Origin of the sequence: Massilia sp. CFBP9026 (genome assembly GCF_034045165.1) — a bacterium.
Classification (GTDB): Bacteria; Pseudomonadota; Gammaproteobacteria; order Burkholderiales; family Burkholderiaceae_D; genus Telluria; species Telluria arenae.
This window is the reverse complement of the sequence record NZ_JAXCWH010000002.1, coordinates 502309-525518: the sequence shown is the minus strand read 5'-3', so window position 1 is coordinate 525518 and position 23210 is coordinate 502309. Positions and strand designations below refer to the sequence as shown.

At 62.2% G+C, this 23210-nt stretch carries 27 protein-coding genes and 1 tRNA gene; 16 read left to right on the top strand and 12 right to left on the bottom strand.

Annotation, left to right across the window (positions count from 1 at the left end):
• Position 1: 1 nt before the first annotated feature.
• The 9 genes from SOM28_RS06590 to SOM28_RS06550 all read left to right on the top strand — a co-directional run bounded on the left by SOM28_RS06590 (position 2) and on the right by SOM28_RS06550 (position 10129).
• On the top strand, positions 2 to 2215 hold the full coding sequence (locus SOM28_RS06590; protein ID WP_123070502.1) for a putative bifunctional diguanylate cyclase/phosphodiesterase: 2214 nt from the start codon (positions 2 to 4) through the stop codon (positions 2213 to 2215).
• 6 nt (positions 2216 to 2221) lie between these two features.
• Positions 2222 to 3793, top strand: a complete 1572-nt coding sequence (locus SOM28_RS06585) for a tetratricopeptide repeat protein (protein ID WP_320467626.1) — start codon at positions 2222 to 2224, stop codon at positions 3791 to 3793.
• Between the two features lie 104 nt (positions 3794 to 3897).
• Complete coding sequence (locus SOM28_RS06580; protein ID WP_109346055.1) at positions 3898 to 5127, top strand: putative DNA modification/repair radical SAM protein; 1230 nt, start codon at positions 3898 to 3900, stop codon at positions 5125 to 5127.
• Positions 5124 to 6668 (top strand): UdgX family uracil-DNA binding protein, encoded by a 1545-nt coding sequence (locus tag SOM28_RS06575; RefSeq protein ID WP_320467625.1) that lies wholly within the window; start codon positions 5124 to 5126, stop codon positions 6666 to 6668. The genes SOM28_RS06580 and SOM28_RS06575 overlap by 4 nt, the downstream gene beginning before the upstream one ends.
• A gap of 155 nt (positions 6669 to 6823) precedes the next feature.
• A complete protein-coding gene (locus SOM28_RS06570) occupies positions 6824 to 7816 on the top strand; it encodes a TraB/GumN family protein (protein ID WP_229414999.1) in 993 nt (330 codons plus the stop codon).
• 68 nt (positions 7817 to 7884) lie between these two features.
• Positions 7885 to 7958: transfer RNA gene (locus SOM28_RS06565), tRNA-Gly, on the top strand.
• A 174-nt stretch (positions 7959 to 8132) separates the two neighbouring features.
• On the top strand, positions 8133 to 8921 hold the full coding sequence (locus SOM28_RS06560) for a TIGR04255 family protein (RefSeq protein ID WP_320467624.1): 789 nt from the start codon (positions 8133 to 8135) through the stop codon (positions 8919 to 8921).
• Positions 8918 to 9442: a hypothetical protein gene (locus tag SOM28_RS06555; protein WP_320467623.1), complete on the top strand. Its 525-nt coding sequence runs from the start codon at positions 8918 to 8920 to the stop codon at positions 9440 to 9442. Before SOM28_RS06560 ends, SOM28_RS06555 begins: the two co-directional genes overlap by 4 nt.
• Positions 9443 to 9451: 9 nt before the next feature.
• A complete protein-coding gene (locus SOM28_RS06550; protein WP_320467622.1) occupies positions 9452 to 10129 on the top strand; it encodes an HNH endonuclease in 678 nt (225 codons plus the stop codon).
• Between the two features lie 7 nt (positions 10130 to 10136).
• Here the strand turns inward: SOM28_RS06550 and SOM28_RS06545 are convergent, their stop codons facing one another.
• The 9 genes from SOM28_RS06545 to SOM28_RS06505 all read right to left on the bottom strand — a co-directional run bounded on the left by SOM28_RS06545 (position 10137) and on the right by SOM28_RS06505 (position 16431).
• Positions 10137 to 11174, bottom strand: a complete 1038-nt coding sequence (locus tag SOM28_RS06545) for a tyrosine-type recombinase/integrase (protein ID WP_320467621.1) — start codon at positions 11172 to 11174, stop codon at positions 10137 to 10139.
• Entirely contained in the window at positions 11152 to 11373 is a 222-nt protein-coding gene (locus SOM28_RS06540; RefSeq protein WP_320467620.1) for a DUF4224 domain-containing protein, read from the bottom strand. The genes SOM28_RS06545 and SOM28_RS06540 overlap by 23 nt, the downstream gene beginning before the upstream one ends.
• Positions 11373 to 11933: a hypothetical protein gene (locus SOM28_RS06535; protein WP_320467619.1), complete on the bottom strand. Its 561-nt coding sequence runs from the start codon at positions 11931 to 11933 to the stop codon at positions 11373 to 11375. The genes SOM28_RS06540 and SOM28_RS06535 overlap by 1 nt, the downstream gene beginning before the upstream one ends.
• The gene (locus SOM28_RS06530) at positions 11930 to 13171 is read right to left on the bottom strand and encodes a hypothetical protein (protein WP_320467618.1); all 1242 of its coding nucleotides are present in this window, start codon (positions 13169 to 13171) and stop codon (positions 11930 to 11932) included. Before SOM28_RS06530 ends, SOM28_RS06535 begins: the two co-directional genes overlap by 4 nt.
• Positions 13164 to 13838, bottom strand: a complete 675-nt coding sequence (locus SOM28_RS06525; RefSeq protein ID WP_320467617.1) for a hypothetical protein — start codon at positions 13836 to 13838, stop codon at positions 13164 to 13166. The genes SOM28_RS06530 and SOM28_RS06525 overlap by 8 nt, the downstream gene beginning before the upstream one ends.
• 21 nt (positions 13839 to 13859) lie before the next feature.
• Positions 13860 to 14258 (bottom strand): hypothetical protein, encoded by a 399-nt coding sequence (locus SOM28_RS06520; protein ID WP_320467616.1) that lies wholly within the window; start codon positions 14256 to 14258, stop codon positions 13860 to 13862.
• Entirely contained in the window at positions 14255 to 14572 is a 318-nt protein-coding gene (locus SOM28_RS06515; protein ID WP_320467615.1) for a hypothetical protein, read from the bottom strand. Before SOM28_RS06515 ends, SOM28_RS06520 begins: the two co-directional genes overlap by 4 nt.
• 132 nt (positions 14573 to 14704) lie before the next feature.
• Positions 14705 to 15532, bottom strand: coding sequence for a phage regulatory protein/antirepressor Ant (locus SOM28_RS06510; protein ID WP_320467614.1), 828 nt, complete (start codon positions 15530 to 15532; stop codon positions 14705 to 14707).
• Between the two features lie 134 nt (positions 15533 to 15666).
• Complete coding sequence (locus SOM28_RS06505; RefSeq protein WP_320467613.1) at positions 15667 to 16431, bottom strand: helix-turn-helix domain-containing protein; 765 nt, start codon at positions 16429 to 16431, stop codon at positions 15667 to 15669.
• Positions 16432 to 16708: 277 nt separating this feature from the next.
• Between SOM28_RS06505 and SOM28_RS06500 the strand changes: the two genes are divergently transcribed.
• Genes SOM28_RS06500 through SOM28_RS06470 form a run of 7 tightly spaced genes read left to right on the top strand, consistent with a single transcriptional unit; the run spans position 16709 to position 22063 of the window.
• Complete coding sequence (locus SOM28_RS06500; protein WP_320467612.1) at positions 16709 to 17068, top strand: hypothetical protein; 360 nt, start codon at positions 16709 to 16711, stop codon at positions 17066 to 17068.
• Positions 17065 to 18435, top strand: a complete 1371-nt coding sequence (locus SOM28_RS06495; RefSeq protein ID WP_320467611.1) for a replication protein — start codon at positions 17065 to 17067, stop codon at positions 18433 to 18435. The genes SOM28_RS06500 and SOM28_RS06495 overlap by 4 nt, the downstream gene beginning before the upstream one ends.
• Positions 18432 to 19811, top strand: a complete 1380-nt coding sequence (gene dnaB / locus SOM28_RS06490) for a replicative DNA helicase (RefSeq protein WP_320467610.1) — start codon at positions 18432 to 18434, stop codon at positions 19809 to 19811. Before SOM28_RS06495 ends, dnaB begins: the two co-directional genes overlap by 4 nt.
• Positions 19808 to 20194: a RusA family crossover junction endodeoxyribonuclease gene (locus tag SOM28_RS06485; protein ID WP_320467609.1), complete on the top strand. Its 387-nt coding sequence runs from the start codon at positions 19808 to 19810 to the stop codon at positions 20192 to 20194. The genes dnaB and SOM28_RS06485 overlap by 4 nt, the downstream gene beginning before the upstream one ends.
• Positions 20191 to 21270 carry a tyrosine-type recombinase/integrase gene (locus SOM28_RS06480; protein WP_320467608.1) on the top strand — a complete coding sequence of 360 codons (1080 nt, stop codon included), beginning with the start codon at positions 20191 to 20193 and terminating at the stop codon, positions 21268 to 21270. Before SOM28_RS06485 ends, SOM28_RS06480 begins: the two co-directional genes overlap by 4 nt.
• A gap of 29 nt (positions 21271 to 21299) precedes the next feature.
• Complete coding sequence (locus tag SOM28_RS06475; protein ID WP_320467607.1) at positions 21300 to 21545, top strand: hypothetical protein; 246 nt, start codon at positions 21300 to 21302, stop codon at positions 21543 to 21545.
• Positions 21542 to 22063 (top strand): hypothetical protein, encoded by a 522-nt coding sequence (locus tag SOM28_RS06470; RefSeq protein ID WP_320467606.1) that lies wholly within the window; start codon positions 21542 to 21544, stop codon positions 22061 to 22063. Before SOM28_RS06475 ends, SOM28_RS06470 begins: the two co-directional genes overlap by 4 nt.
• Before the next feature lie 130 nt (positions 22064 to 22193).
• On the opposite strand, the gene SOM28_RS06465 is transcribed toward SOM28_RS06470, so the two are convergent.
• From SOM28_RS06465 to SOM28_RS06455, 3 genes are all read right to left on the bottom strand, one after another.
• Positions 22194 to 22430, bottom strand: a complete 237-nt coding sequence (locus tag SOM28_RS06465; protein WP_320467605.1) for a hypothetical protein — start codon at positions 22428 to 22430, stop codon at positions 22194 to 22196.
• 78 nt (positions 22431 to 22508) lie between these two features.
• On the bottom strand, positions 22509 to 22925 hold the full coding sequence (locus tag SOM28_RS06460) for a type II toxin-antitoxin system HicB family antitoxin (RefSeq protein WP_320467604.1): 417 nt from the start codon (positions 22923 to 22925) through the stop codon (positions 22509 to 22511).
• Positions 22926 to 23000: 75 nt separating this feature from the next.
• Positions 23001 to 23177: a type II toxin-antitoxin system HicA family toxin gene (locus SOM28_RS06455; protein WP_320467603.1), complete on the bottom strand. Its 177-nt coding sequence runs from the start codon at positions 23175 to 23177 to the stop codon at positions 23001 to 23003.
• Positions 23178 to 23210: the final 33 nt, after the last annotated feature.

Sequence of the window (23210 nt, the reverse complement as noted above, 5' to 3'; positions counted from 1 at the left end):
CATGAACGCGCATCCCGCCACCATGCTTCCCGGCGAACCCGCTCCCTTTTCCCAGACCCTCGAGACCGACAGCCAGCCACGCCTGCTGCTGGTCGACGACGAGCCACGCCTGCTGTCTTCGCTGTACGAACTGCTGCAGGGACGCGGCTACCGCCTCACGACAGCGCCGTCCGGGTCTGACGCTTTGGCACACCTTTCGCGCCAGCACTTTGACCTGGTCCTGCTCGACCTGCGCCTGCCCGACATCGGCGGCCACGAGATCATGGACTTCATCAACGAGAGGGGCATCGACGCCGACGTCATCGTGATGAGCGGCGAGATCGGCATCGACGCCGCGATCGGTGCGCTCAAGCGCGGCGCCTACAGCTACCTGCGCAAGCCCTACAGCCGCGAGGAGCTGCTCTCCACCGTGAGCAATGCGCTGCAGCGGCGGCGCTTGACGCTGGATAATGCGCGCATCGCGAACCAGCTCGAGAACTCCGAGAAGATGTACCGCTACCTGGTGGACTCGTCGCCGGACATCATCTATACGCTGAACCACGAGGGCCGCTTCACCTTCGTCAACGACCGCGCCTACCAGCTGCTGGGCTATACCCGCGAAGAGCTGATCGGCCAGCATTACTCGATCCTGGTGCACGAGGAAGACCTGGAACGCGCGCGCTACGTGTTCAACGAACGCCGCGTCGACGAGCGCGCCTCGCGCAACGTCGAACTGCGCCTCAAATGCCGCGGCGGCAACGGCCACGACCGCACCTTCAACACTACCCTGATGACGATCTCGCTCAACGCGATCGGCATGCATGTGCCGGACCAGGAAGTCAAGAAGCTCGAATTCTTCGGCACCTATGGCGTGGCGCGCGACATCACCGACCGCAAGCGCGCCGAAGAGGTCATCTCCTACCAGGCCTACCACGACATCCTGACCGACCTGCCGAACCGCATCCTGTTCAAGGACCGCCTCGGCCTGGCCGTGATCCAGGCCAAGCGCAAGCAGACCGAGCTCGCGGTGATGTTCATCGACCTGGATCGCTTCAAGCTGGTGAACGACACGCTGGGCCACGTGAAGGGCGACGAACTGCTGCAGCAGGCGGCCGGCCGCCTGAAGGAATGCCTGCGCAAGGGCGACACCCTGGCGCGCCAGGGCGGCGACGAATTCACCATCGTGCTGCCCGAGCTGCGCGACCGCGACGACGCGCGCATGGTGGCCGATAAATTCCTGGAGGTGCTGCAGGAACCGTTCGATCTGGACGGCCACGAGGTGCACATCTCGGCCTCGATCGGCATCGCGATCTATCCGAAGGACGGCGAATCGATCGACGAGCTGCTGCGCCACGCCGACATCGCGATGTACCAGGTCAAGGCGCTGGGCAAGAACGGCCACAGCTTCTACCACGACTCGATGCTCGAAGTGTCGCACCAGAAGATCGCGCTGGAGCAGGCCCTGCGCCGCGCGCTCGAGCACGACGAGCTGGAGATGTTCTACCAGCCGCAGATCGACGCCATGAGCGGCCGTATCACCGGCGCCGAAGCCCTGATGCGCTGGAACCATCCAACGCGCGGGCGCCTGTCGGCCGGCGAGTTCCTGCCATTCGCGGAAGAGAACGGCCTGATGCTGCCGATCTCGGACTGGATGATCGGCGCGCTGTGCCGCGACATGCTGCAGTGGAATGCGATCGGCGGCAGCGAGATTCGTCTTTCGCTGAATCTGTCGCCGCAATACCTCGACCGCGGCGATTTCTTCGAGAAGATGCGCGGTGCGCTGGCGCGCTATGGCATCTCGCCGCAGCAGATCGAAGTGGAGATCACCGAGAACATCTGCATCCGCAACCCGCAGTATGCGATCGAGCAGCTCAACAAGCTGTGCCAGTTGGGTGTCTCGATCGCGATCGACGACTTCGGCACCGGCTACTCGTCCCTGTCCTACCTGCACCGCTTCCCGATCCACACCGTCAAGATCGACCAGTCCTTCGTCAAGGAGATCCACCAGGAAGACGGCCACTATCCGGTAATCCTGGCGATCATCTCGATCGCGCGCGGCCTGGGCCTGAACCTGATCGCCGAAGGCGTCGAGACCGAGGAGCAGGCGCGCTACCTGCGCGCCAACGGCTGCCTGACGATGCAGGGCTATCTGTTCTATCGCCCGATCTCGCTGCAGGACTTCATGGCCGCGCTGCGCACCCAGTCTGGCGGCGCCCTGCGCGCGGTACAGGCCTGACCGACCATGCTCGACGCCACGCTGCAATCGAGCGCCACGCCTACTTTTAGCGCTGAGTTCTTGCGAGTAAAGGCGCAGGCCGAGCGCGGCGTGGTGCAGGCCCAGCATAGCCTGGGCTTCATGTACGTGAGCGGCCAGGGCGTGCCCAAGAGCGACGAGCTGGCGGTGGCCTGGTACCGAATGGCGGCGGCGTCGGGACTGGCGCAAGCCCAGTACAACCTGGGCGTGATGCTCCAGAAGGGCCAGGGCGTCGAGCAGGACTTCGGCCAGGCGGCCCACTGGTATGGGCGCGCGGCCGAACAGGGCTATGCGCCGGCCCAGTACAACCTGGGTTGGCTGTATGCGAAAGGCCATGGCGTGGTCAGCGACGTGGGCCAGGCGCTGCACTGGTTCAGCCAGGCGGCCGACCAGGGCGAGCCGGGCGCGCAGCACAACCTGGGCATGATGTTCGAGACCGGCAAGGGCGTGGCCCAGGACCAGGAAGCGGCGCTGCACTGGTATCGGCGCGCCGCCGAGCAGGGCTATATGCGCTCGCAGTACAACCTGGGACTGCGCTACGACGCCGGCCAGGGCGTGGCGCGCGACGCGCGCGAAGCGCTGGCCTGGATGCGCAAGGCGGCGGAGCAGGGCCATGCTCCGGCCCAGTTCAACCTCGGCCTGCGCTACGACAAGGGCCAGGACGTCGAGCAGGACAGCCGGCAGGCGATCCTGTGGTACGGCCGCGCCGGCGAGCAGGGGCATGCCAGCTCGCAGTTCAATCTCGCGCTGATCTATGACACCGGCCACGGCGTGGCGCGCGACGAGGCGCTGGCCCTGGCGTGGTACCGGCGCGCCGGAAACCAGGGCCATGCCGGCGCCCAGAACAGCCTCGGCATGCGCTATGAGCGCGGACAGGGCGTCGCGGTTGACGCGGCGCAGGCGGCCGCGTGGTACCGGCGCGCGGCCGAGCAGGGACTGCCGGCGGCCCAGTACCAACTTGGGCAGCTGCTCGATGCCGGCAACGGGGTCGAGCAGGATCCGGCCCAGGCGACCGAGTGGTATCGCAAGGCGGCCGAGCAGGGGCATCTGCAGGCCCAGTTCGACCTGGGCCTGCGCTATGAAAGTGGCAACGGCGTCGAACAGGATAGCGTGCAGGCCCTGGCCTGGTACCGGCGCGCGGCCGGCCAGGATTACGCGCCGGCCCAGTACATGGTCGGCGCGCTGCTCGATCGCCTGGAGTCTGGAGATCTATTCGAGGCGACCGACTGGTTCCACAAGGCGGCCGACCACAAGCACGCGCTGGCGCAGTTCGAGCTGGGGCTGCGCTACGACTGCGGCAAGGGCGTGGAGCGCGACTACGAGGCGGCCCATTTCTGGTACCTGTGCGCCGCGCGCCAGGGCCATGCGCGGGCCCAGTTCAACCTCGGCGTGATGTATGCGGCGGGGCAGGGCGCCCAGCGCGACCTGGTCGAGGCCTATGCCTGGCTGCACCGGGCCGGTGGCGCCGGCGTGGCGCCGGCCACGGCCTACCTGGCGAAGATCGCCGGCCGGATGGAGCCGCAACAGTTGTCCCAGGCGGAACGTTTGATTTCGGTCTGACGTCCCGCATTTGAACCGTCGGCAGGCGCGCACGGCTGCGCCAGCGCACCGTGTGCGTATGCACGCCGCGTTATACTGTATGCCCATACAGTCACGTGCGCGCGATGGAACTCAACGACAAGCTCGAAATCTTGGCCGACGCGGCCAAGTACGACGCATCCTGCGCCAGCAGCGGTGCGCCCAAGCGCGGTTCCGAAGGCAAGGACGGCCTGGGCGCCACCACCGGCATGGGCATCTGCCATAGCTATACGCCGGACGGCCGCTGCGTCTCGCTGCTCAAGATCCTGCTCACCAATTTCTGCATCTACGACTGCCAGTACTGCATCAACCGGCGCACCTCGAACGTGCCGCGGGCGCGCTTCGCGGTCGACGAGGTGGTCAAGCTGACCCAGGATTTTTACCTGCGCAACTACATCGACGGCCTGTTCCTCAGCTCGGGCATCATCCAGTCGGCCGATTACACGATGGAGCAGCTGGTCGCGGTGGCGCGCCAGCTGCGCGAGGTGCACCAGTTCCGCGGCTACATCCATCTCAAGACCATCCCCGACGCCGATCCCTTGCTGATCCAGGAAGCCGGCCGCTGGGCCGACCGCCTGTCGGTGAACATCGAGCTGCCGACCCACGACAGCGTGACCCGCCTCGCGCCCGAGAAAAGCGTTCACACGATCAAGCTGGCGATGGGTTCCATTCGCCGCAAGCTGGACGAAAAAGCCGAAGAGCCGAAGGCGCCGGCCTTCGCGCCGGCTGGCCAGAGCACGCAGATGATCGTCGGCGCCGACGCCAGCGACGACCACACCATCCTGAACACGGCCGAGACGCTGTACGGCAGCTATAAACTCAAGCGCGTGTACTACTCGGCCTTCAGCCCGATCCCGCAAAGCCCCGGCAGCGTGCCGCTGGCGCCGCCGCCGCTGCTGCGCGAGCACCGCCTGTACCAGGCCGACTTTCTGTTGCGCGGCTACGGCTTCACGGCCGGCGAACTGATGCCGCAGACGGGCAACCTGGCGCTGGACGTCGATCCCAAGCTGGCCTGGGCCTTGAGCAATCGCGAGCACTTCCCGATGGACTTGAACCGGGTGGATGCATCGCTGATCCCGCGCATTCCCGGCATCGGCCTGCGCAACGCCAAACGCATCGTCGAGCTGCGCCGCCTGCGCCGCATCCGCTGGGAAGATCTATCTCGCCTGCGCTGCAGCCTCAAGAAGCTCGCCCCCTTCGTCGTCACCGCCGACTACAAGCCGGCGCAGGGGGCGACCAGTTCCGACCTGCTGCGCAAGCATATGGCCGATGCGCCGCAGCAGATGAACCTGTGGCCCGAGTTGCAGGCGGCATGAACCCGGCTGCCGGCGCCGTCGCCCTCGCCGCAACCGCGGTAGCAAGCGTGCGCGCGGGCCGGCCGCTGCTGGTGGACGGCTTTACGGCATGGCGCGCGGTGGCGCGCGAACTGCTGCGCGCCGGCGTGCCGCCCCAGGCGATCACCTGGGGCGCGCCGGGCGCCGACCTGTTCTCGGGTGCGCCGGGAGAGGCCGCGCATCATGGAGGCGATCTTCTGTCGTCCCAGGTGCAAGCAGACGCGCAGGAGCCTTCGAACGCAACGGCGCCAAGGCCACAAGTTCCGCGCTCCCTGATGGAAATGCTGCAGACCGCCGCCTGCTACCGCGACCATGACCGCTGGGCCTTCCTGTACCGGGTGATCTGGCGCTGGCAGCAGGGTGAGCACGACGTGCAGTCGCCCGCCGATCCGGACGGGCAGCGGCTGCACGTGATGGTCAAGGCGGTGCGGCGCGAGGTACACGATATGCACGCCTACATCCGATTTCGCGAACGGCCGATCGAGGCCGGCGCGCCCCATTTCGTGGCCTGGTTCGAACCCGCTCACGATGTCTTGCCGCAGGTGGCCGAACACTTCGTCGCGCGGATGGGCAAGGTGAGCTGGATGATCGCGACGCCCGAGGCCAGCGTGCTGTGGGACGGCGCCACCCTGCACCATACCGGCCCCCTGATGTCGAGCGCGGCCGACCTGGACGATGCCGGCGAGGCGCTGTGGCTGACCTATTACCGCAGCATCTTCAATCCGGCGCGCCTGAACACGCAAGTGATGAACAGCCATATTCCTTCGCGCTTCTGGAAGAACCTGCCGGAAGGCGCGCTGGTGCCGTCCCTGGTGAGCCAGGCCGGCCTCGGCGCGCGCCGCATCGGCCAGGTCGAGGCGGTGGGAAGGCGCAGCGGCCGCACGATCCCGATCGAGGCCGAAAAGGCGCAGCCCGAGCGACAGCAGCCGTCGAAGCTGGACGAGTGCCGGCGCTGCGAGCTGTGGGAACACGCGACACAGGCGGTTGGCGGCGAAGGGCCGAAACACTCAAGAATCATGCTCGTCGGCGAACAGCCGGGCGACCAGGAAGACCTCGCTGGCCATCCCTTCGTGGGCCCGGCCGGCAAGCTGCTCGACCGCGTGTTCGAGCAGGCCGGCGTGGAGCGCAAGGGCGTCTACATCACCAACGCCGTCAAGCATTTCAAGTGGGAGCCGCGCGGCAAGCGGCGCCTGCACAAGACGCCGGCGCAGAAGGAGATCGAGGCCTGCCATTACTGGCTCGAGAAGGAGATCGCCACGCGCAAGCCCAAAGTCATCGTGGCGATGGGCGGGACCGCGCTCAAGTCGGTGCTGCAGACCGGGAGCGTGACGCTGAAGGACAAGCTGGGACGGCCGGTACGGCATGGCGACAGCTGGGTGGTGACGATCTACCACCCGTCGTACGTGCTGCGCGTGCCGGACGAAGCGTCCAAGCACGAGGCGTTTTCGGTGATGGTCGAGGGCTTGAAGCTGGCGCAGGAATTGCTGGACCGGCCCGACGTTCCGGAGCCGCCGGAAGGCTGACATATGCATTTATATGCACAATATGCGCTGCTCATGTAATTGAAACAGCCGCGTTACAGCAGGTTCGCCAACGATGCCATTGGCGTAAGATCTGGCGATTCTCATCACCGGAAGATTTCATGAACAAGCTCGCCGTACCTGCTTTCTGCATATGCATGCTGGCCACTCCCGCCTGGGCGCAATCGGAAGATGTGGCCGTCCCGGCGCAGGCCGTCGATGCGGCGGAAACCGCCGCCGAACCGGCGCCGGAGCAGATCCACGTCGTGGCCCAGCGTCCTGGGCCGGGCATGTGGAAGGTAACGAAGGGCGATCACGTGTTGTGGGTGTTCGGCATGTACGGGCCGGTACCGAAGGACATGCAGTGGCGCTCGCACGAAGTCGAGAACGTCATCCGGAATTCGCAGGAATACCTGTCGGCGCCAAGCGTCTCGGCCAGCCCCGGTTTCTTCAGGGGGATCACACTGCTGCCAAGCTTCATCGGCATGCGTAAGAATCCGGATGGCGCAAGCTTGCGTGACGTGATGCCGGCGCAAGAGTATGCGCGCTGGACCACGTTCAAGGCCAAGTACCTGCCCGAGAACGACGACGTCGAGCGTGAGCGCCCGATCTTCGCGGCGGAGGTGTTGTCGAACGCCGCGCGCAAGCAGGCGGGCCTGGTCGACAGCTACGCGGTGCGCAAGCCGCTGCTGGACCTGGTCAAGAAGGCAAAGCTGAAGGAGACCGCGTCGACCTTCCAGCTGCCGATGGACAATGCGCGCACGGTGCTGAAGAACTTCAAGAAATCGACCCTGGGCGACGCCGCCTGCCTGACGCGCACGATGGCTACGCTGGAGCAGGACCTCGAGGCCGCCAGCCGGCGCGCCAATGCCTGGGCCAAGGGCGACATGGATGAAATGCGCAAGCTGGACTTCGCCACGCGTGAAGAGGCCTGCTTCGGCGCCCTGATGAACAGCGCGGCATTCGATGCCGAGCCCGAATTCAAGCACATGAGGACGCGTGCGAACGAGAAATGGATTGCCTCGGCCGAGAAGGCGCTCGCGGCCAATGTCTCGACCTTCGCCGTCCTGAAGATCGAGGATATCTTCGACCCGAAAGGGGTGATCTCGGCGCTGGCTGCGAAGGGGTATGCGGTCGAGCAGCCGGATTGATCCGGGGCAGGCGCGGGAGGGACGGGAAATTGTCAAACCGTCCCAAACGCGCGTAGAATGCTGGCAACGCGGGTGTAGTTCAATGGTAGAACGGCAGCTTCCCAAGCTTCATACGAGGGTTCGATTCCCTTCACCCGCTCCAGTGAAAAATGGTCCTGGAAGCACTTACGCTGCTCCACAAAAATAGCTCCGCTCCACAAAACTGTTGTTGTGCTCGTGGAAGGAGCGGGTCATATCGAGCGTGTGCAAGACATTTCTTGTGTTGCATGGCAGAATGTTCACTTAAGGTTGTCTCCTTTCACATTACGAGAAGTCCATGAGCTCTCCTGCAACAGCAGATCAGTTGGTAAAAGTTCAATCAAGTAATATTGAGCGCTACAAGCGGAACTTTTTGAAACAAGCTGTGTGCGAACTCCGCTTCCCAACGCTCATGGAACTTGGGGAATCGAAGCCACCAGCTGCGGTAGTGCATGCGCTTCGAAAGGAGTATCCAATTCTCGAGTTGGCTAACGAAGTGACGTTTGGCGTTGGGATGAGCAACGAGTCGAATCATATCCACACGTTGCGTTCCTCCAAAATGAATTGGTCGGTCTCGATAAAGCAAAGTGCTTTAACTATCGAGACAACTTCATATAGCGAATACACGGAGATGAAAGCCCGTGTACTCCGTGTCGTACAAGCCGCAGAAAAGAGTATTGATACAGATTTTTTCACAAGGATTGGACTTCGATATATCAACGTGATCGATGTCGGCTCTGATCCTTCTGATGGATGGATTAATCCTTCGCTGGTTTCTCCAATCCGAGAAGGTGCATTTATCAATATTCAAGAGTTTGCCGGAAAGCTTCTTTTGTCAGCTCAAGACGGCGGTTGTTTGTTGCAACATGGGATTCGATTAAAGCCTGCTGTCAATGACGCAGAGGTTGTGCCTGAATATTTCATTGATATCGATTCATTCCGTAGTGAAGTCCCTCTTAATGAGGTTGCTTCGGCGTTGGATTCTATGCATGCTCAAGCATTCAATCTATTCGACTGGTGCCTTGGTGAGAAATCGCGAGAATACCTCGCTAACCCGCGGAATGCAAAGAAACGGGAAGGTGAATGATGGACTACTATGTGGATATGACCGCATCGACGGTCGGTTACGTCAACTGGGCAGCTGTCGCACCATTTGAGCCAGAAAGGCGCGAGCGTTCAAGAACGCTTAACGAAAAAGATCTTCATACGCCAATTTCGAATGCGCCAGGGTTTTTTGATCCAGTGACTGGACCAGGGGCGCCAACTGCTCGACTTTCTCGTAATCCAAGAAAACTCGAGCATACCGAATTTGTTGCAAGCGGGAAAGATACGGCAACACTAAACCGTCCGTCAGTCTCTGATAATGCCCAAAGTGACCTTGAGCGGATAGCTAAACAGCGCGTCCGCCTTATGGCCGCAAAGTACGCTAGCAAGGTTGAATCTTCTGAGATGGTTGCGCGTCTCGAGATCTTGAACCAAAGGCTGATAGACCGGTTTCCACGTGTGTCAGAGGGGCAAGTTAATGCGCTCGAAACCGCTGCTGGACAACTAGCTCAAGCTCGGTCTGCTCGTGAAGAACGGATGAGGCGCCTCGGAATCAATGTGTAGTGAGTGATCTTGTTTTTATTTCCAAAATCAAAACATATTCGCAGTCAGAAGCCACGCGTATTTAAACGATATGGCTCCTATAAACGATATCTGCAAGCTGAATTCTCGCGCCTTTGCGTTTATTGCAGACAGCCTGATAGCAGTGCGCCAAATTTAAATTACGGCGCTGATCATTATCGTCCGAAAAGCGTTCCGCGCTTCGCTTCATTGGTTTGTTCTTATGATAATCTCTATTATTGCTGCGGAAGTTGTAATAGCCGAAAGAATGACTACTGGCCATTTGACGAAGTTGCTGGACCGTATATTGTAAACCCTTGCGAGTTCGAGATGGCATCGCATCTACGGTTCGATTCTTCTTCGGGGCGGATTGAGCCAAGGTCCGATCATGGTAAGCATACTGAGGAATTGTTGCAGCTAAATGATCCGGCTTCCGTGCAATATCGTTTAGGAACTCTGACCACAGTTCGGCTTTATAACAAGGAAATTGAGGATCAACGAAAGCTGCTCCTCGCTATCGAAAAGCTGTACAAAGATGGAGTGTTGTCGCTGGAAGAGAGAGACCTTGAATTGACTGAGGTCAGAGCTGAAATTGAATCGTTGACGCGTACCCTCCAGTCTCACACCGGAGAATTGCCATTAAAGCCGCTTCGATCGAAAAAGCTCGGTGTCAGCTTAATCGTAGCGTAGCTCATCATCACTTGGTAGGAGTGACAATTTTTCCTCGCCTTAAATAATGACGCTGAGTGGTTCGTACGCTTTCGTGCCCCAGCAAATCCCGCGCTGCTTCTTGACCCCGACCATCCGCCGTATCATCTGCCGCTTTCGCGCGCAGATCGTAGAAGCGGAAATTCTTCACATCCTTCTCGAGCTCCGGCGACTTTGCGATGACCGCATCGCGCGCCTTATGGAACTGGGTGCGTAGCGCCGGCCCAGTCAGGCGCTTGCCGTTGGTGTTAACGAGCAGCGCCGCCGTCTTGAACTTGCAGGCCGCTTTCCTCACCTCGATCCGCGCCAGGAGTGCCGCCAGCTCGCCGACGATCTGGATCCGCAGTGGCTGCTTGGTCTTCTCCTGGGTGACAATCAGGTGGCCGTCGATGATGTCGTGCTCGGTCATGTTGAGCGCGTCCGCGGGCCGCTGGCCGGTCAAGTAGGCCAGGTCCATGGCGTCGCGCACTGGCGCGCTTCCGCAGGTCCACACGGCCTTGTAGATGGCGTCGCTGATGTACACCGTCCGCTTGTCGAGCGAATGCCCCTGGATGCCCTCGCATGGGTTCGGCAGCTCCGTATAGCCCCAGCCGCGGGCCTTGTTCCACATGACGGAGAACACGCGCTTGCAGCGGTTCGCAGTCGTCGGCTTGTCGGCGTGATCGTCGAGGAACTGCCGGATGTGCACCGGCTTGATCTGGCTGAGCGGGGCGTCGGCGAACGACGCCATCAGGTGCTTGACGTCCATCCGCCAGATCCTGGCCGAGCTGGCCGCCAGCTTCGGCAGCGCGTCGACCATATACCGCGTGTAGACGTCCGAGAAGGTAGGGCCGTGGCTCGGCTTCGTGATGACGTTCAGGTCCGCATACTTCTTCAGTGCCAGGATGAAGTCGTCGCCCAAGGCGATCTCCTTGCGCTTCCCATCCTCGCCCTTGTGGTACATGTAGTAGTAAACCTTACCGCTGCGCTGCGTCCGCGGATGCATGTGCGGCGGCATGTTCAGATTAACTGTATTTTTTCGGCCCATCACTTCGCCTCGGCATCGTCCACACCTTCTCGCGCGGCGCCTCTTTTCGCCCCTCTACGGCGGCGATCGTGACGACCGGCTCCCCAATCGCGTTGACCCAAAAGGGCAGCCCCATGGTGCGCAACGCTTCGATCTGCTTCGACTTCCGCCGGCGGCCGGTGAGCCTGATGACTGCCTCAGTTGTCAAAAACGTATCCATTATGCACGATCCCTTTCCCTTGGCCGAAATCCCGCGTCTGGCACTGTCGCCGGGGCGCTCTTTTGGGCGGTGCGCATGCTGCGGGATTTCGGCCGCGCCAGCGCCATGTCCACGGCCGTGTCCAGGTCTTCGCCATCAATCAGTGCGACCATCTGGCCCGACTCGTCGAGGCTAGCCACCATCGGCGCCGCGGTGCCCGTCATAGCGTCGGCCTTGTCGCGCAGCCATCGGTACCGCGCGGCGTCGCGCTGCAGGTCAAGCAGGGCGCCCATGCTGACGGCCTGGCCACCGACCACGATCAGCTGCCGGCCATCCGCCATCGACTTCGGTGCCGGCGGCCGCGACACCGCCACCTCTCGCAGCTCAGCGATCTCTTCCACCATTGCCCGCTCGACGTCGTTCGGCGCATGTAGCGGAAACGTCGCGGCTTTGCCGATCCGTTCACGCCAGGTCCGGACATCCGGGCGCAGGGTTGCGCTGAACGAGTCGAGCGAGCAGGGCAGCACGCCGCGCGTCCTGCAGCTCCCCACGTAGGCGGCATACTCATCCATGACGCTCATGGCTTCGCTCCCCGGCGCATCGGCCATAATCCGCACTGCACCTCAGTGACCAGGCGCTCGGCGCGCCGGATCTTCCTGTGTAAGCTGCTGGTGCCGGCGGCGTCGAGCTGGCCAGCATCGGCCGCGGCGTCAATCCGCGCGCGCATGCCCCGCACCGCCAGCGCCGGATCTTGGGTGCCGGCAGACGGCGAACCACCGGTGGTGGATGGCCCGCGCGCGAAAATAGCGGCGGTCACCAACTCGGCACATGCGAGCTTCCGAAGCATCAGTGCCCGCATGATGGAAGCCCGCTGCTCGGATAGGTCGGGCGCCTCGACTCGGAGCCGCTCTGCCAGCAAAGAGGCCATCCGGATGTCATCGACGACATAAGCGGGGTTGTACGCGCCGAACTCACGCTCGAAGTCACGCAGATCCGATTCGGCTTCGCTGCGCGCGCGGCGCAGGCTGGCCTCACATTCGCTGGGCAACCCTTCTCTCTGCAAGCTCTCTGCGAGCGGCATTTCTTGCAAAGGACTTAAGAGAGCCGTGTGCGCAGCCGCCGCATCACGATCGGTCGTGAAATCATTGGCCGGCCCATTCACACCCGGGAAGCCGTGAACGTCCGCCTCGACCGATGCTGCGGAGATCGCGGCGCCCACGTTGACGATCGCCTGGCGGCCGCTGGCTAGGTCGACCGAGCCCGGCGCCAGGCCGGCGCCGCCACGCTCGCGCAGAAGCTCTCCGACATCGATGCCGGCACCCTTCGATAGCTTCTCGATCACCAGGTCGACGAACGGCATCCGGCCGTAGCCGCGTGGCAGCCTCCGGTAGAGCCACAGCAGCACGCTGAGCACCTCCGCGACCTTCGCCTTGCCGAGTGCCTCCTGTGCCGCCAAGGCGGCTGCACTGGCTTGGTATGCAGCGTGGAGTGCTTCCAGGTTCGGTGCGGCAGCGATTTCATCCTCAATTGGTGGCAGGGCGCCCGCGTGTGCCAAGGTCATCTGCTCGATTGCACGAGCAAAGGCCCGCTTCGCGTAGTTGCTGCCGGCGCCTGGTAGGTACTCGTCGGCCAGGCCGTCGATCAACTCGATCGAGATGGCGCTGGCGTCGGCTCTCGGAATAACGGCCACCGGTGATTCGCCACTATCGCGAGATGTGAGCAGATCTGCGCGCATCTCGGCGCCGAGGGCAGATCCGTCCAGATTTGGACGCATCTGCGCGGCACCAGCGATCTGCGGACTTTCGCCTTGCTTACGCATAGTCGCCTCCTGAGGTCGCCACAGATTGTGGACCCCCGCCCCGTACGTTCATTCGAGTGGTTTCGATCTCGGTCACTACTAAGAGCAGGCCGAGGCTGAGCCCACGAACCATGGCCGTCTCATAGGCAGATCCCTGAGACGAGGACGGCATTGGAATGACGGCGCCACCGCGGCGCAAGCGCGCGGCGATCCGCTCCAATGTCTCGACCACGGCTGCGCTGCTTGACGTTCCCGCTTGAGCGGGAACACCGATGCCGGCCACTGCCCGGCGGACGCTAGCGCGCGCTGCGACATCCACTATCTCGCGCTGGGCCTCCAGTTGGAGCTGGCAGTGCGTTGGGGCCGATGCCGGGATTCCGGTATCGATGTCTGAGACATGCTTGGCCAGCAGGCCGCGCAGGACTCGCAGGGCGTCAGCGCAGCGGCATGCCAGCTCGTCGCTGCCTTCGTTCTGGCTGGTCTCTTCCAAGTTGCGCACCAGCTCGGCGACGTTCACACCATTTATCTGGGTCGGGGCGATGCTGGCGCTGGCTGGCACATCTCCCGAAAAAGGCGCGCCTCGCTGGTGGTTTGTGCAAGCATTTTGAGCATCAAGTGCTTGATTCGATTGGGCTTTACCCTGGTGTTCAGTGATGCTGGCGCTCAACACGCTGGTTTTCTTGTTCATCGCGATTCCTTTCCAGTTGCCTTAGGCGCGGACCGCTGCGCGCTGGCGCGGCGCCGGGGCAGTGTTCTTTTCAGCAATGCTCGACAGGCGTTTCAGCGCGCCCATATTCGACTCGACGTCGTGCAGGTGCTGCATCTCGACCGCCAAATGCTTAACCAAGTCAGCCAAGTCGGCCACGTTGCGCTGATCGATTCCGTCCTGGCTGCGAGCCGCTGCGCTCATCACGACGCCGATCGCCTCCAGTCCGTTGAGGATGGCCTCAGTCGCGTTGTAGGCATGGGTCTCGACCGCATCGGCGATCTGGCGCTGTTCTTCGGTCAAAGGTGCGATACCATCCGGATCGCCCAGGCGGCGCAGCAAATTCGGCATCTCATAGGCGGCGCGGCCGACGTTTTGAACAAGCGAGTTCATGGCGCTCATGCCCGAATTCCTTTCAATGCGTTCTGTTCAAGGGCGGCAATTTGCGATGCCGCGGCGTTGTACAGGCTGTCGAGCGCGGTGGATGCAAGGCCGGCTAGCGCATCGATGTCGCTGGGCGACATGAGCGGCACCACGCCTGGCGTCTCGTCCGCGATGTTGTAAAGGTCCTGGACGTGGCGCCGCATGATCTGCGAGATCACCTTGGAGCCGGCGGCAACCTCCATCACCTGTGCCGCGAACTGCGCGCTTGCATTGCCCTCCATCGCGCCGTGCAGCCACGTGAACGGGCGATGAAGTGGGGGCACGTCAGTCACTGACGTTGCGCGTTGTGTTGCCGTAGTGCTACAATTAACATTCGCCATAATCTTTCTCCAAAGTTTGCGGGCGTAAGGGGCCATCCGGTGCGGGAACACCGGGTGGCTTCGTTGTTTCTGGGATGGCGCTGGTTAAGTCGTCAGCGCATTACGTCGGCCGGGCGGGCCAGTCTCGGCGCCGAGCAGCAGGGCCAGCTTGGTTAGGCCGCGTGGCGTCACGCGCACCTGGTCGCTGACCTTCTGCTCACAGGTCTTGGGGTCTTCGTACACACTCTGTTTGTGGGTCAGGTGTCCGGACTGGATCTTGTCCTGGTAGGCCAGGTAGCCCTTCTTCCCCGGGCGGGTATAAATCCACTTCTGCTGGAGCAGCAGGTCGATCAGCCTTTTCGGACCCGTCTGCAGGTTCTTCGCTGCGTCAGTGATGCACAGGCTGCCGCTGGCGCTGGCGATTCGCTCGAAGCCGGCGACGGCCGGCGCCTGCTCAGCGACTTGATGCTCCAGCTGCGCTGCGCGGCCAGCCTGTTCGCGCTCGGCCTCTTTGGCGTCAGCCCAAGCGCGCGCTGCTGCGATCGGGTCTGCGAAGTTTGGGAGAGCTGGTGCCGCAGGCGTGTTGAGTTGCTGGCGCATCTCGGAGAAGCCACGGACCAAGGCCACCTTGAAGCGGCGCACGATCACGTTGTTGCGCATGTAGGTGATGAGCAGCACGGCCTGATCCTCGTTCAGAAAAGCGATCTCGCGCTTTTGCTGGCCGCCGGCCGTCGCAAAGGGTTCGATTTCAAATCGGACCCCTCCAAACTCTTCGAAATCTGAGAGGTGCGTCCGCACCAGCTTGATCACCGCTTCGTGGGAGTTCGCCGTACCGCCAGCGATCGCGACCGTGGTCGTCATGAGCTCACCCTGCTGGACGATGACCAAGTCGGCCTGTTTGTGATTTGATACTGCTTGCTGTGGTACGCTCATTGGTCGCCTGCTGGTTGACATCTAACTCGATGGATCAACTTTACATCAACCGGTTTAAAAACGTCAACCAAAAGTTCGAAAAATATCAACCGAGCTTCGGGCTGGCGAAAAAAAACCGGCTTTCGCCGGCTTTTTCATTCGATGCCAGGTTCAGGTCTCCACGTCCCAATAACTGTCCCGCTAAGAGTGTCGTCGTCAAGAAGCTCTCGCTTTGAATCCGGCCATGCTGGGTTGAGTGCACGAATATAGAGCTTCCCATCCTCGGCAAAAAACTCCCGAACTATGGCTTTGAAGTCGTTCTTCGCAGTATGGTCGAAAAGCACGACCCGAGTGTTCAACTGATATTTTCTATCCGGATCGACGAAGATAAAGTCGCCCTCAGAATAAGAGGTCACTCCTTCGCGGCACTCCATACTAGCGTCAGAAATGCGCAAGGCGTATGTTCTCGGACCATGAGGCGCAGGGCATGTTAGCCACTGCAGACCGTTGATTCTAGAGCCGTTTCCGATTAGCCATTGAAGCATATACTCAGCAGACATCAACGGGACTAGGCTAGATTCGCCGATCGAGATAGCCTTCGGCATCGGTGGGAGATCAGCGGTAAGATCCAATTTGTCGTCAGGAGAGCCCTCTCCATCAAGGATCCACTCGAGCGACACATCAAGTGCCCGTGCTAGAGCCGTTTGCCGAGCAGGGTCAACTTGCCCGCCGTTCTCCCACTTGTGAACCGCTTGCGCGGATACACCAACCTTCTCTGCCAGTGCAGCAAGGCTGAGGCCGCGGCTTTTGCGAAGGCGCCTTAGGCGTGCAGCAAATGTATTTTGTTTATCAACCATCCGTTGATTTTCACACGGTTTTCCGTTGCGCGCAACATCTTCTGGTTGATATCTCTGACGCATCGGTCGTCCATTGGTTGACATTCATCAACCGACGATTGATAATCGTCTCATGAACACTTTCCTTATCGAGCAGATTGCAGCCTACGGCAATAATCGACTGGCAGCTGATTTGGGGGTTACTCCTCAGGCCGTCTCAAAGTGGTCGAAGCGGGGCGAGCTCCCGCCGCGCAGGGTATGTGCAGCAGCGCGGCTGCTGGGGGTTCCTGCAGAGCGTCTAGCACCGGAGCTATACGGCATCACTGCTGAGTCGACAGCGCTTAGAAACTAAGAGGCTTTAATGAAAGCAAATACGACCGTCGCCGCTCATCCGGCCGGCGCAGGGCATTTGCACGCCCAAATTCCACAACTGATCGCACTGATCAATGCCGGCGCCCTGGCGCTGGAGCTATGGCGCGCCGAGCAGGCCGTTACCGAGCTGCACGGCATCTACGTGCGCAAGCTCCGCGAGTACGAGGGCCGCCACGGCAGCATTAAAGGGGCGCTGAACCCGCGCAACCACGAACACATCGCCATCATCGCGTACACCATGGACGAGAAGCAGGCCCTAGCGTCGGCTAGGCGCAAGGTCTATTCGGCTCGGCGCCGGCTGCGCGCCGCGTGCGCGAAGGCGGCCAGGGAAGGGGCGGCCAGCGCATGAGCACGCCTCAGCTCGAAGATGGTTTTGTCCGGATTGCCAACGAGCTTCTGGAGGCGCTGCTTGCTGCCAGGCTTACTGCGAACCAGTGGAAAGTCGTTATGACGATCATCCGGAAAACCTACGGCTATGGCAAAAAGGAAGACGACCTGTCTGCATCGCAGATCGCGAGCATTTGCGCAATGAATCGCACGCACGTCACCGAAGTACTGAATCAACTGGCGCGCATGAACATTATCAACAAGCGACCCGGAATGCACGGCAGCCTCGTATCCATTCAGAAGGACTCGCGGACCTGGATCGCAGACGCGAAAATCGACGATGGAACTCCGAAGCGAATTATTGTCAAGACCGCTGACAGGCACTATGTCTATCGCGTAACGCTGCCTGCTACGGGCGAGTTCTATCTTGGTGTTCGCAGCTGTAAGTGCCATCCGAATCAGGATCGCTACGTCGGCTCAGGAAATTGGATTTCGACGATCGAAAAGAGTCAGCTGATCAAGGAGGTCATCCAGATATTCGACAGTCGCCAGGATGCAGAGAGGGCCGAGGTTTCGCTCATCCGCCAGCACGCGGGCAATGGATTGCTGCGCAATTCGACGTGCTACTTGAACGGCACTGCTTTCGGGGATGACCTGTCCACATCGTGTCCTACTAGGACAGACTCTGTACAGGGTGTACAGGAATCACACTCCGCTAGGACAGACTCTGTGCAGGTCGATAGGACAGACTTTGTACACACAAAAGACAACCTTCCAAAAGACAACCACCAAAAGAAAAACCCTTGCGCTCCGCAAGCGGACCGCGATCAAGTTGGCGAGACCCCAGCAGGCCGAAAAGGCCGGGCCAAGACGGGACTCGCTGGCGACCTGGCAGACAGGTTCGAGCGCTTCTACGCGGCATACCCGAAGAAGCGGTCACGTGGCGTCGCCGAGAAGGCGTTCGCTCAGCTGAATCCAAGCGAAGAGCTGCTGGCCGACATGCTGGCCAGCCTGGCGCTGCAGGTGGCGTCGGGCGGGTGGGTGGATCCGCAGTTCGTACCGCACCCGGCTTCATGGCTGAATGCGAAAGGCTGGCTCGACGAAGTGCAGGCCGCCTACAGCGCCGACGAGCTTGCTGTGATCGACGCGTTCAACCGCGCGCTCGGCGCCCAGCTTGGCGACGTGTCGGCCACGCTCTTCGTGCCTGCCCGCGCTGCAGCGATCAGGGAGTTCGTCACGTTCTCGCAGAAGCCAGGCTTCGTCGAGAGGTATTTCCCTTGGGTTCGAGACAACGCGTCCATCCCTCCGCACGCCAAGTTCGATTGGATCATCAGCCGCAAAGGCTTCGCCGACGTCACCAGCGGCCAACACGACAGGAAAGCAGCATGAGCAACATGGCAGAACACGCGGGCATCCCGCAGTCGATCGAGGCAGAACAGGCAGTGCTCGGTGCACTGCTCAGGGTGAACGATGCCGTCGACAAGATGGGCGACCTGCAGGCGAAACACTTCGTCCGTGAAGACCATCGCGCGATCTACAGCGAGATCATGCGGCTGGTGATGGCTGGGCAGCCGGCGGACCCGATAAGCGTCTGGGCCGGCCTGGAAGCGCGCGGCGGTGCGCACATCCAGGGCCTGGGCCCATACCTCAACCAACTGGCGCAGACCGTGCCCAGCGCGGCAAACGTCGGCAAGTACGTCGCCATCGTGGTCGACCGCGCGCTGCTGCGCGGCGTGATGCACGTGGCCGACTCGATCAACGGCCTGGCCCAGAACACGAAAGGGCGCTCGGCCGACGAGATCCTGGACGCTATGCAAACGATGGTCACCTCGCTGGCCGAGCGGCGCGTGCGCAACGAGCCGAAGATGATCCGCGAGATCCTGGGAAGTGTGGTCGACGGAATCAGCGACCGCGCCGAGGGACGCGCGTTTGCGATGGCGACCGGCATCCCGTCGGTCGATCGCCTGTTCAACGGCGGCCTGCGCCCCGGACAGCTCGTCATCGTTGCGGGTCGGCCGTCCATGGGCAAGACCGCGCTGACGTCCGACATCGGCCTGAACATGGCCGAGAACTACAGCGTGCTGAACTTCAGCATGGAGATGGAGGGCCAGGAGATCGCCAGCCGCGCACTGGCAAACCGTGGGCGCGTGGCGCTGTCGTCGATTCTCGGGGAGATCAGGCCTGACGATTCAGCGGCCTGGGCGGGCGTGACGGCCGGCGTGGTCAAGCTCGACGACATCCGTTTCGCGATCGACGACACCCCGGCGATCACGCTGCTCGAGCTGCGGATGAAGGCGAAGGCGTGGAAGCGCCGCCATGGCCTGCACGTGATCATCGTCGACTACCTCGGGCTGATGACGGGCGGGGAGGGCGAGAAGCGACACGAGCAGATCGGATCCTACTCGCGCGGCCTCAAGGCCCTGGCCAAGGAGCTGGGTGTCGCGGTGATCGCTCTGGCCCAGCTGAACCGCCAGGTCGAGGGCCGGCCTGACAAGCGCCCGATGCTGTCCGACCTGCGCGACTCGGGCGAAATCGAGCAGGATGCCGACATCGTGATGCTGGTGCACCGCCCCGAGATGTACGAGCCCGAGAACGAGGACGTGCGCGGTTATGCCGAGGTGCTGGTGCGGAAGCAGCGCAGCGGCTCGCTGGGCGACATCCCGCTCCGGTTCGAGGGGGCCACGTGTCGATTCGAGCAGTGGACGGGCGGTACTCCGTCGCCGGCGGCGCCGCGCGGCCGTGGCCGGGAAAGGTTCGAGCCGTGAGCAAGTCTGCAACCATCACCGTTGAGCTGCCGTTCCCGGATCGGCGCCTGAACCCGAACAACTCGAAGGGCAAGCACTGGGCCGCGACGGTGGCGCTGCGCAAGGCCGCCCGTACGGATGCGGCGCTGCTGACCCGCGCCGCCGGCGCCGGCGTGCGCTTCGCTGCTGGCCAGGAGGTCGAGCTGGCGATCACCTTCATCCAGCCCGACCGCCGCGCGCGCGACCGCGATAACCTGCTGGCCGCCTGCAAGCCGATGCTCGACGGCGTAGCCGACGCCCTGGGCGTGAACGACAGCCAGTTCGAGCCGGTGACGATCCGGCGCGAGTACGGCAAGAAGCCGGGCGCGGTGCTGATCGAAATCGGTGGGAGGCCTGCGGAATGAGCGCGAACGTCTTCAAGCGCGGTGACGTCTGGCACTTCGCTTTTCAGGTGGGCGGCGAGCGCGTGCGGCGCAGCACCAGGCTCAAGAGCCGGCGCGCCGCCGAGCAGCTGGCCCAGCGCGAATATGACGCGGCCGTGCTGCGCGCCAACGGCGGCCAGCCGGTGCCGACCCTGGCGGAGCTGGCGCAGGCCTGGATTGAGGTGCACCGGCCGGTAGCCAGCGCCGCGCACCTGCGCAGCGTCGAGCTTTTCTACCGCTTGCACATGTTCGACCTGGGCGAGAAGCCGATCAACGCCATCAGCACGCTGGACGTCGAGCTGGCCCGCAACAAGTACCTGGTCGACCACAAGCCGGCCAGCGCGAACCACTGGCTGCGGATCCTGAAGCTGCTGACCATGTGGGCGGTCAAGCGCGGCATGCTGGCGGCGATCCCGTGGCACGTGCCCATGCTCAAGGTGCAGAAGCGGCCGCGCTCGATCCTGCCGCTGGCCGCCGCGCGCGCGTGGTTCGCCGCGGTCGACCAGGCCACCGCCCACGCGCCGGCGATCGGCACGGCGGTGCGCCTGATGTTCGGCCTGGGCCTGCGCGAGGGCGAGGCGATCACCGCGCGCTGGGAGTGGATCGACTGGGCCCGGAAGACCTACACGCCCGGCATCACAAAGGGCAGGGAGGCCGAGCCGCTGCCGATGGCGACATGGCTGCGCGAGCACCTGGAGGGGCGACGCCAGCCCGCCGGCCTGATCGTGGCCAGGCCAGACGGCCAGGCCTTCGCGTCCGGGTTCGCGCGCCAGGCGATCCGCCGCGCCAACGACACCTGCGCCGTCAAGGGAATCACGCCCCACCGCCTGCGCGGGACGTTCGCCACGCTGATGTCCGAGGCCGGTGTGCCCATCCAGACCGTGCAGCGGGTCATGCGCCACAAGAGCTTCACCACCACGATGGGATACCTGGAGAAGAACCTTGACGTGGCCGCGCAGGCTCAGGAACGAATCAGCGCTATTGCTGGATTTGAGTGCCACAAAAATGACACAGACCATCAAAGCGCGCCCGTAGATTCAGGCTCTACGGTTTATTAATGGTCAGCAGAAATACAGGAGGATGCACTATGCAGTTCGATAAATTTAACGAGTTCGACCAGGCCCTGCTGGCCCAGATCCGGGCCGGCCGCACCACGATGCGCCAGCTCGACACAGATGCGAGTGGGTTGCGTAACTTGGCGTGGCCGTTGTGCACGCGGGGCCTGTTGAGCCGGCCGGTGCCGCCGCCGCGCGTCATCGACGAGCGCCTGCGCGCGCTGCAGAAGCGGGGCGTCATTCGTTTTAACGGTAAAGCATGGGTGGAGGCAACTTGATCGAGCAACGCAAAACTATCACCCTCAACTGGCGCCCGGCCGGCACGCCCGCGCGGCGCATTGACGATTTTGCCGAAGTGCCGTACGCCACGGCGGCGCCGCGCGCCGAACCTTCAGCGCCGGCACCGGCACCCGGCCCGGACCGCAGTGGCATCACACAGCGTTGCGAGAACTGGGGCAGGTGGGCGAAGTCGTCGGAGGGGCCGGTGGCGGCGGCCTGCATGACCGGCGCCATCTGCGAGTCGCTGCGGCGCGCTGAACTGGGTACGGCGTCAAGCATGATGCTGGGCGAACGCGCGATCGATACCGCCGACGCGGTGCTGATCGGGCGCGCAATGGTCAGGTTGAGCCTGGACCAGCGCCGCATCCTGGGCCTGCTGTACGTCGACGGGCAGAGGAAGGGTTTTATCGCAGCGCTGGTGCGATTCCATCCCGACGATTTCGACCAGCGTCTGGCCGCGGCGCAGGACGCGCTTAGCGCTGTCCTTTCCGTGTATCAAAATTCCAACAGTAAATAATTTCTCACATTAAATTTCCACTGATCTATAATTGAGCTCTACATTGCGAATTGCTGGATGGTTGCCGTTGGCAGCCATTCGCACGCCAAGAGAAAGCCCGCCCCTTCAACAGGTCGCGGGCTTTTTCGTTTTAGTCGGTTCCGGAGGCCCACTCGGCCAAACGCTGCGATGCACGCTCGTTCTCGACGTCTTGAGCTGAGTTAGCAATGTCATCTACCTCTTTGAAAATCTCCGTCGCAATTTCGATGAGATTCTCGTCGCGGTACTCTTTCGCAGCTGCGGGCGGCATGTGTTTCGTGTCTTCCGCAACCTTTTTCAAAGCCGCATCGCGTAGATAGGCCGCAAACTGCAAGCGTTGGAAATCCATTTCAGTTCCTAGAATAGTTATTGGAGTGATAACCGTAACACAGGTTCGATCGCCGCCGGAGCGGCGGTACTCGTTATTTCAGTGCGCGACCAGATCCAGCTCGCGTCCCATGGCCGACATGGCCTCGGCGATGCGGTCGATCTTAGTCGCGTGTTCCAGGTCGGTGAGACGATTCACCTCCTGCCTGGTGGTGCCGAGGCGTCGGGCCAGCTCGGATGGAGCGACGTCCTGCGCCAGCATCGCGTTGAGTAGATGTACCTTGGCCGCCACGCTCAACGGCAAGTCGATCAGGCGTTCGCCCTTCTGGGGTTTGGAAGGCGCCGGTACAGCGCGCTTCTCGTCGAAGTAGACTCCCATGGCTTCGCGCAGTACGTCGCGCGCCATAAAGACTGCCTCCGCCTCGTCATCCCCTTGCGTGATCGCTTCGGGAATATCGCGGAAAGTAATGACGAAACCGCCCTCTTCGGCGGGAGTAAAGGTCGCTGGATATTTCATAGTGTCCCTTCTGGGTACGATAAATAGAGCAAGTAGGGTGGTGCGGTTAAGCTGGAAGCCCCTTTCGGGGCATCCTCACTTTAGGTTCAACTGTTTCTTGATCGCTTCGACTGTCCCGGTCTTTATCTCTTTGCTCGGGTGTCTCGGCAGGAAGCTCGTTTTGCCGTTCAGCTTGACCTTCGTGTGGTTTGCACCCTCTTCGAAAGTTGCTCCGAACTGCTTGAGCCACCTGACAAACTCGCTTTGCTTCACCGCACCTCCGTTGTGTGTTTCAATGAGACTATT

Bases quoted from the DNA above. Each gene is read 5' to 3' on its own strand.
- SOM28_RS06590 (WP_123070502.1), top strand. From the start codon at position 2: ATGAACGCGCATCCCGCCACCATGCTTCCCGGCGAACCCGCTCCCTTT.
- SOM28_RS06585 (WP_320467626.1), top strand. From the start codon at position 2,222: ATGCTCGACGCCACGCTGCAATCGAGCGCCACGCCTACTTTTAGCGCT.
- SOM28_RS06580 (WP_109346055.1), top strand. From the start codon at position 3,898: ATGGAACTCAACGACAAGCTCGAAATCTTGGCCGACGCGGCCAAGTAC.
- SOM28_RS06575 (WP_320467625.1), top strand. From the start codon at position 5,124: ATGAACCCGGCTGCCGGCGCCGTCGCCCTCGCCGCAACCGCGGTAGCA.
- SOM28_RS06570 (WP_229414999.1), top strand. From the start codon at position 6,824: ATGCTGGCCACTCCCGCCTGGGCGCAATCGGAAGATGTGGCCGTCCCG.
- SOM28_RS06560 (WP_320467624.1), top strand. From the start codon at position 8,133: ATGAGCTCTCCTGCAACAGCAGATCAGTTGGTAAAAGTTCAATCAAGT.
- SOM28_RS06555 (WP_320467623.1), top strand. From the start codon at position 8,918: ATGATGGACTACTATGTGGATATGACCGCATCGACGGTCGGTTACGTC.
- SOM28_RS06545 (WP_320467621.1), bottom strand. From the start codon at position 11,174: ATGGGCCGAAAAAATACAGTTAATCTGAACATGCCGCCGCACATGCAT.
- SOM28_RS06540 (WP_320467620.1), bottom strand. From the start codon at position 11,373: ATGGATACGTTTTTGACAACTGAGGCAGTCATCAGGCTCACCGGCCGC.
- SOM28_RS06535 (WP_320467619.1), bottom strand. From the start codon at position 11,933: ATGAGCGTCATGGATGAGTATGCCGCCTACGTGGGGAGCTGCAGGACG.
- SOM28_RS06530 (WP_320467618.1), bottom strand. From the start codon at position 13,171: ATGCGTAAGCAAGGCGAAAGTCCGCAGATCGCTGGTGCCGCGCAGATG.
- SOM28_RS06525 (WP_320467617.1), bottom strand. From the start codon at position 13,838: ATGAACAAGAAAACCAGCGTGTTGAGCGCCAGCATCACTGAACACCAG.
- SOM28_RS06520 (WP_320467616.1), bottom strand. From the start codon at position 14,258: ATGAGCGCCATGAACTCGCTTGTTCAAAACGTCGGCCGCGCCGCCTAT.
- SOM28_RS06510 (WP_320467614.1), bottom strand. From the start codon at position 15,532: ATGAGCGTACCACAGCAAGCAGTATCAAATCACAAACAGGCCGACTTG.
- SOM28_RS06505 (WP_320467613.1), bottom strand. From the start codon at position 16,431: ATGCGTCAGAGATATCAACCAGAAGATGTTGCGCGCAACGGAAAACCG.
- SOM28_RS06500 (WP_320467612.1), top strand. From the start codon at position 16,709: ATGAAAGCAAATACGACCGTCGCCGCTCATCCGGCCGGCGCAGGGCAT.
- SOM28_RS06495 (WP_320467611.1), top strand. From the start codon at position 17,065: ATGAGCACGCCTCAGCTCGAAGATGGTTTTGTCCGGATTGCCAACGAG.
- dnaB (WP_320467610.1), top strand. From the start codon at position 18,432: ATGAGCAACATGGCAGAACACGCGGGCATCCCGCAGTCGATCGAGGCA.
- SOM28_RS06480 (WP_320467608.1), top strand. From the start codon at position 20,191: ATGAGCGCGAACGTCTTCAAGCGCGGTGACGTCTGGCACTTCGCTTTT.
- SOM28_RS06475 (WP_320467607.1), top strand. From the start codon at position 21,300: ATGCAGTTCGATAAATTTAACGAGTTCGACCAGGCCCTGCTGGCCCAG.
- SOM28_RS06465 (WP_320467605.1), bottom strand. From the start codon at position 22,430: ATGGATTTCCAACGCTTGCAGTTTGCGGCCTATCTACGCGATGCGGCT.
- SOM28_RS06460 (WP_320467604.1), bottom strand. From the start codon at position 22,925: ATGAAATATCCAGCGACCTTTACTCCCGCCGAAGAGGGCGGTTTCGTC.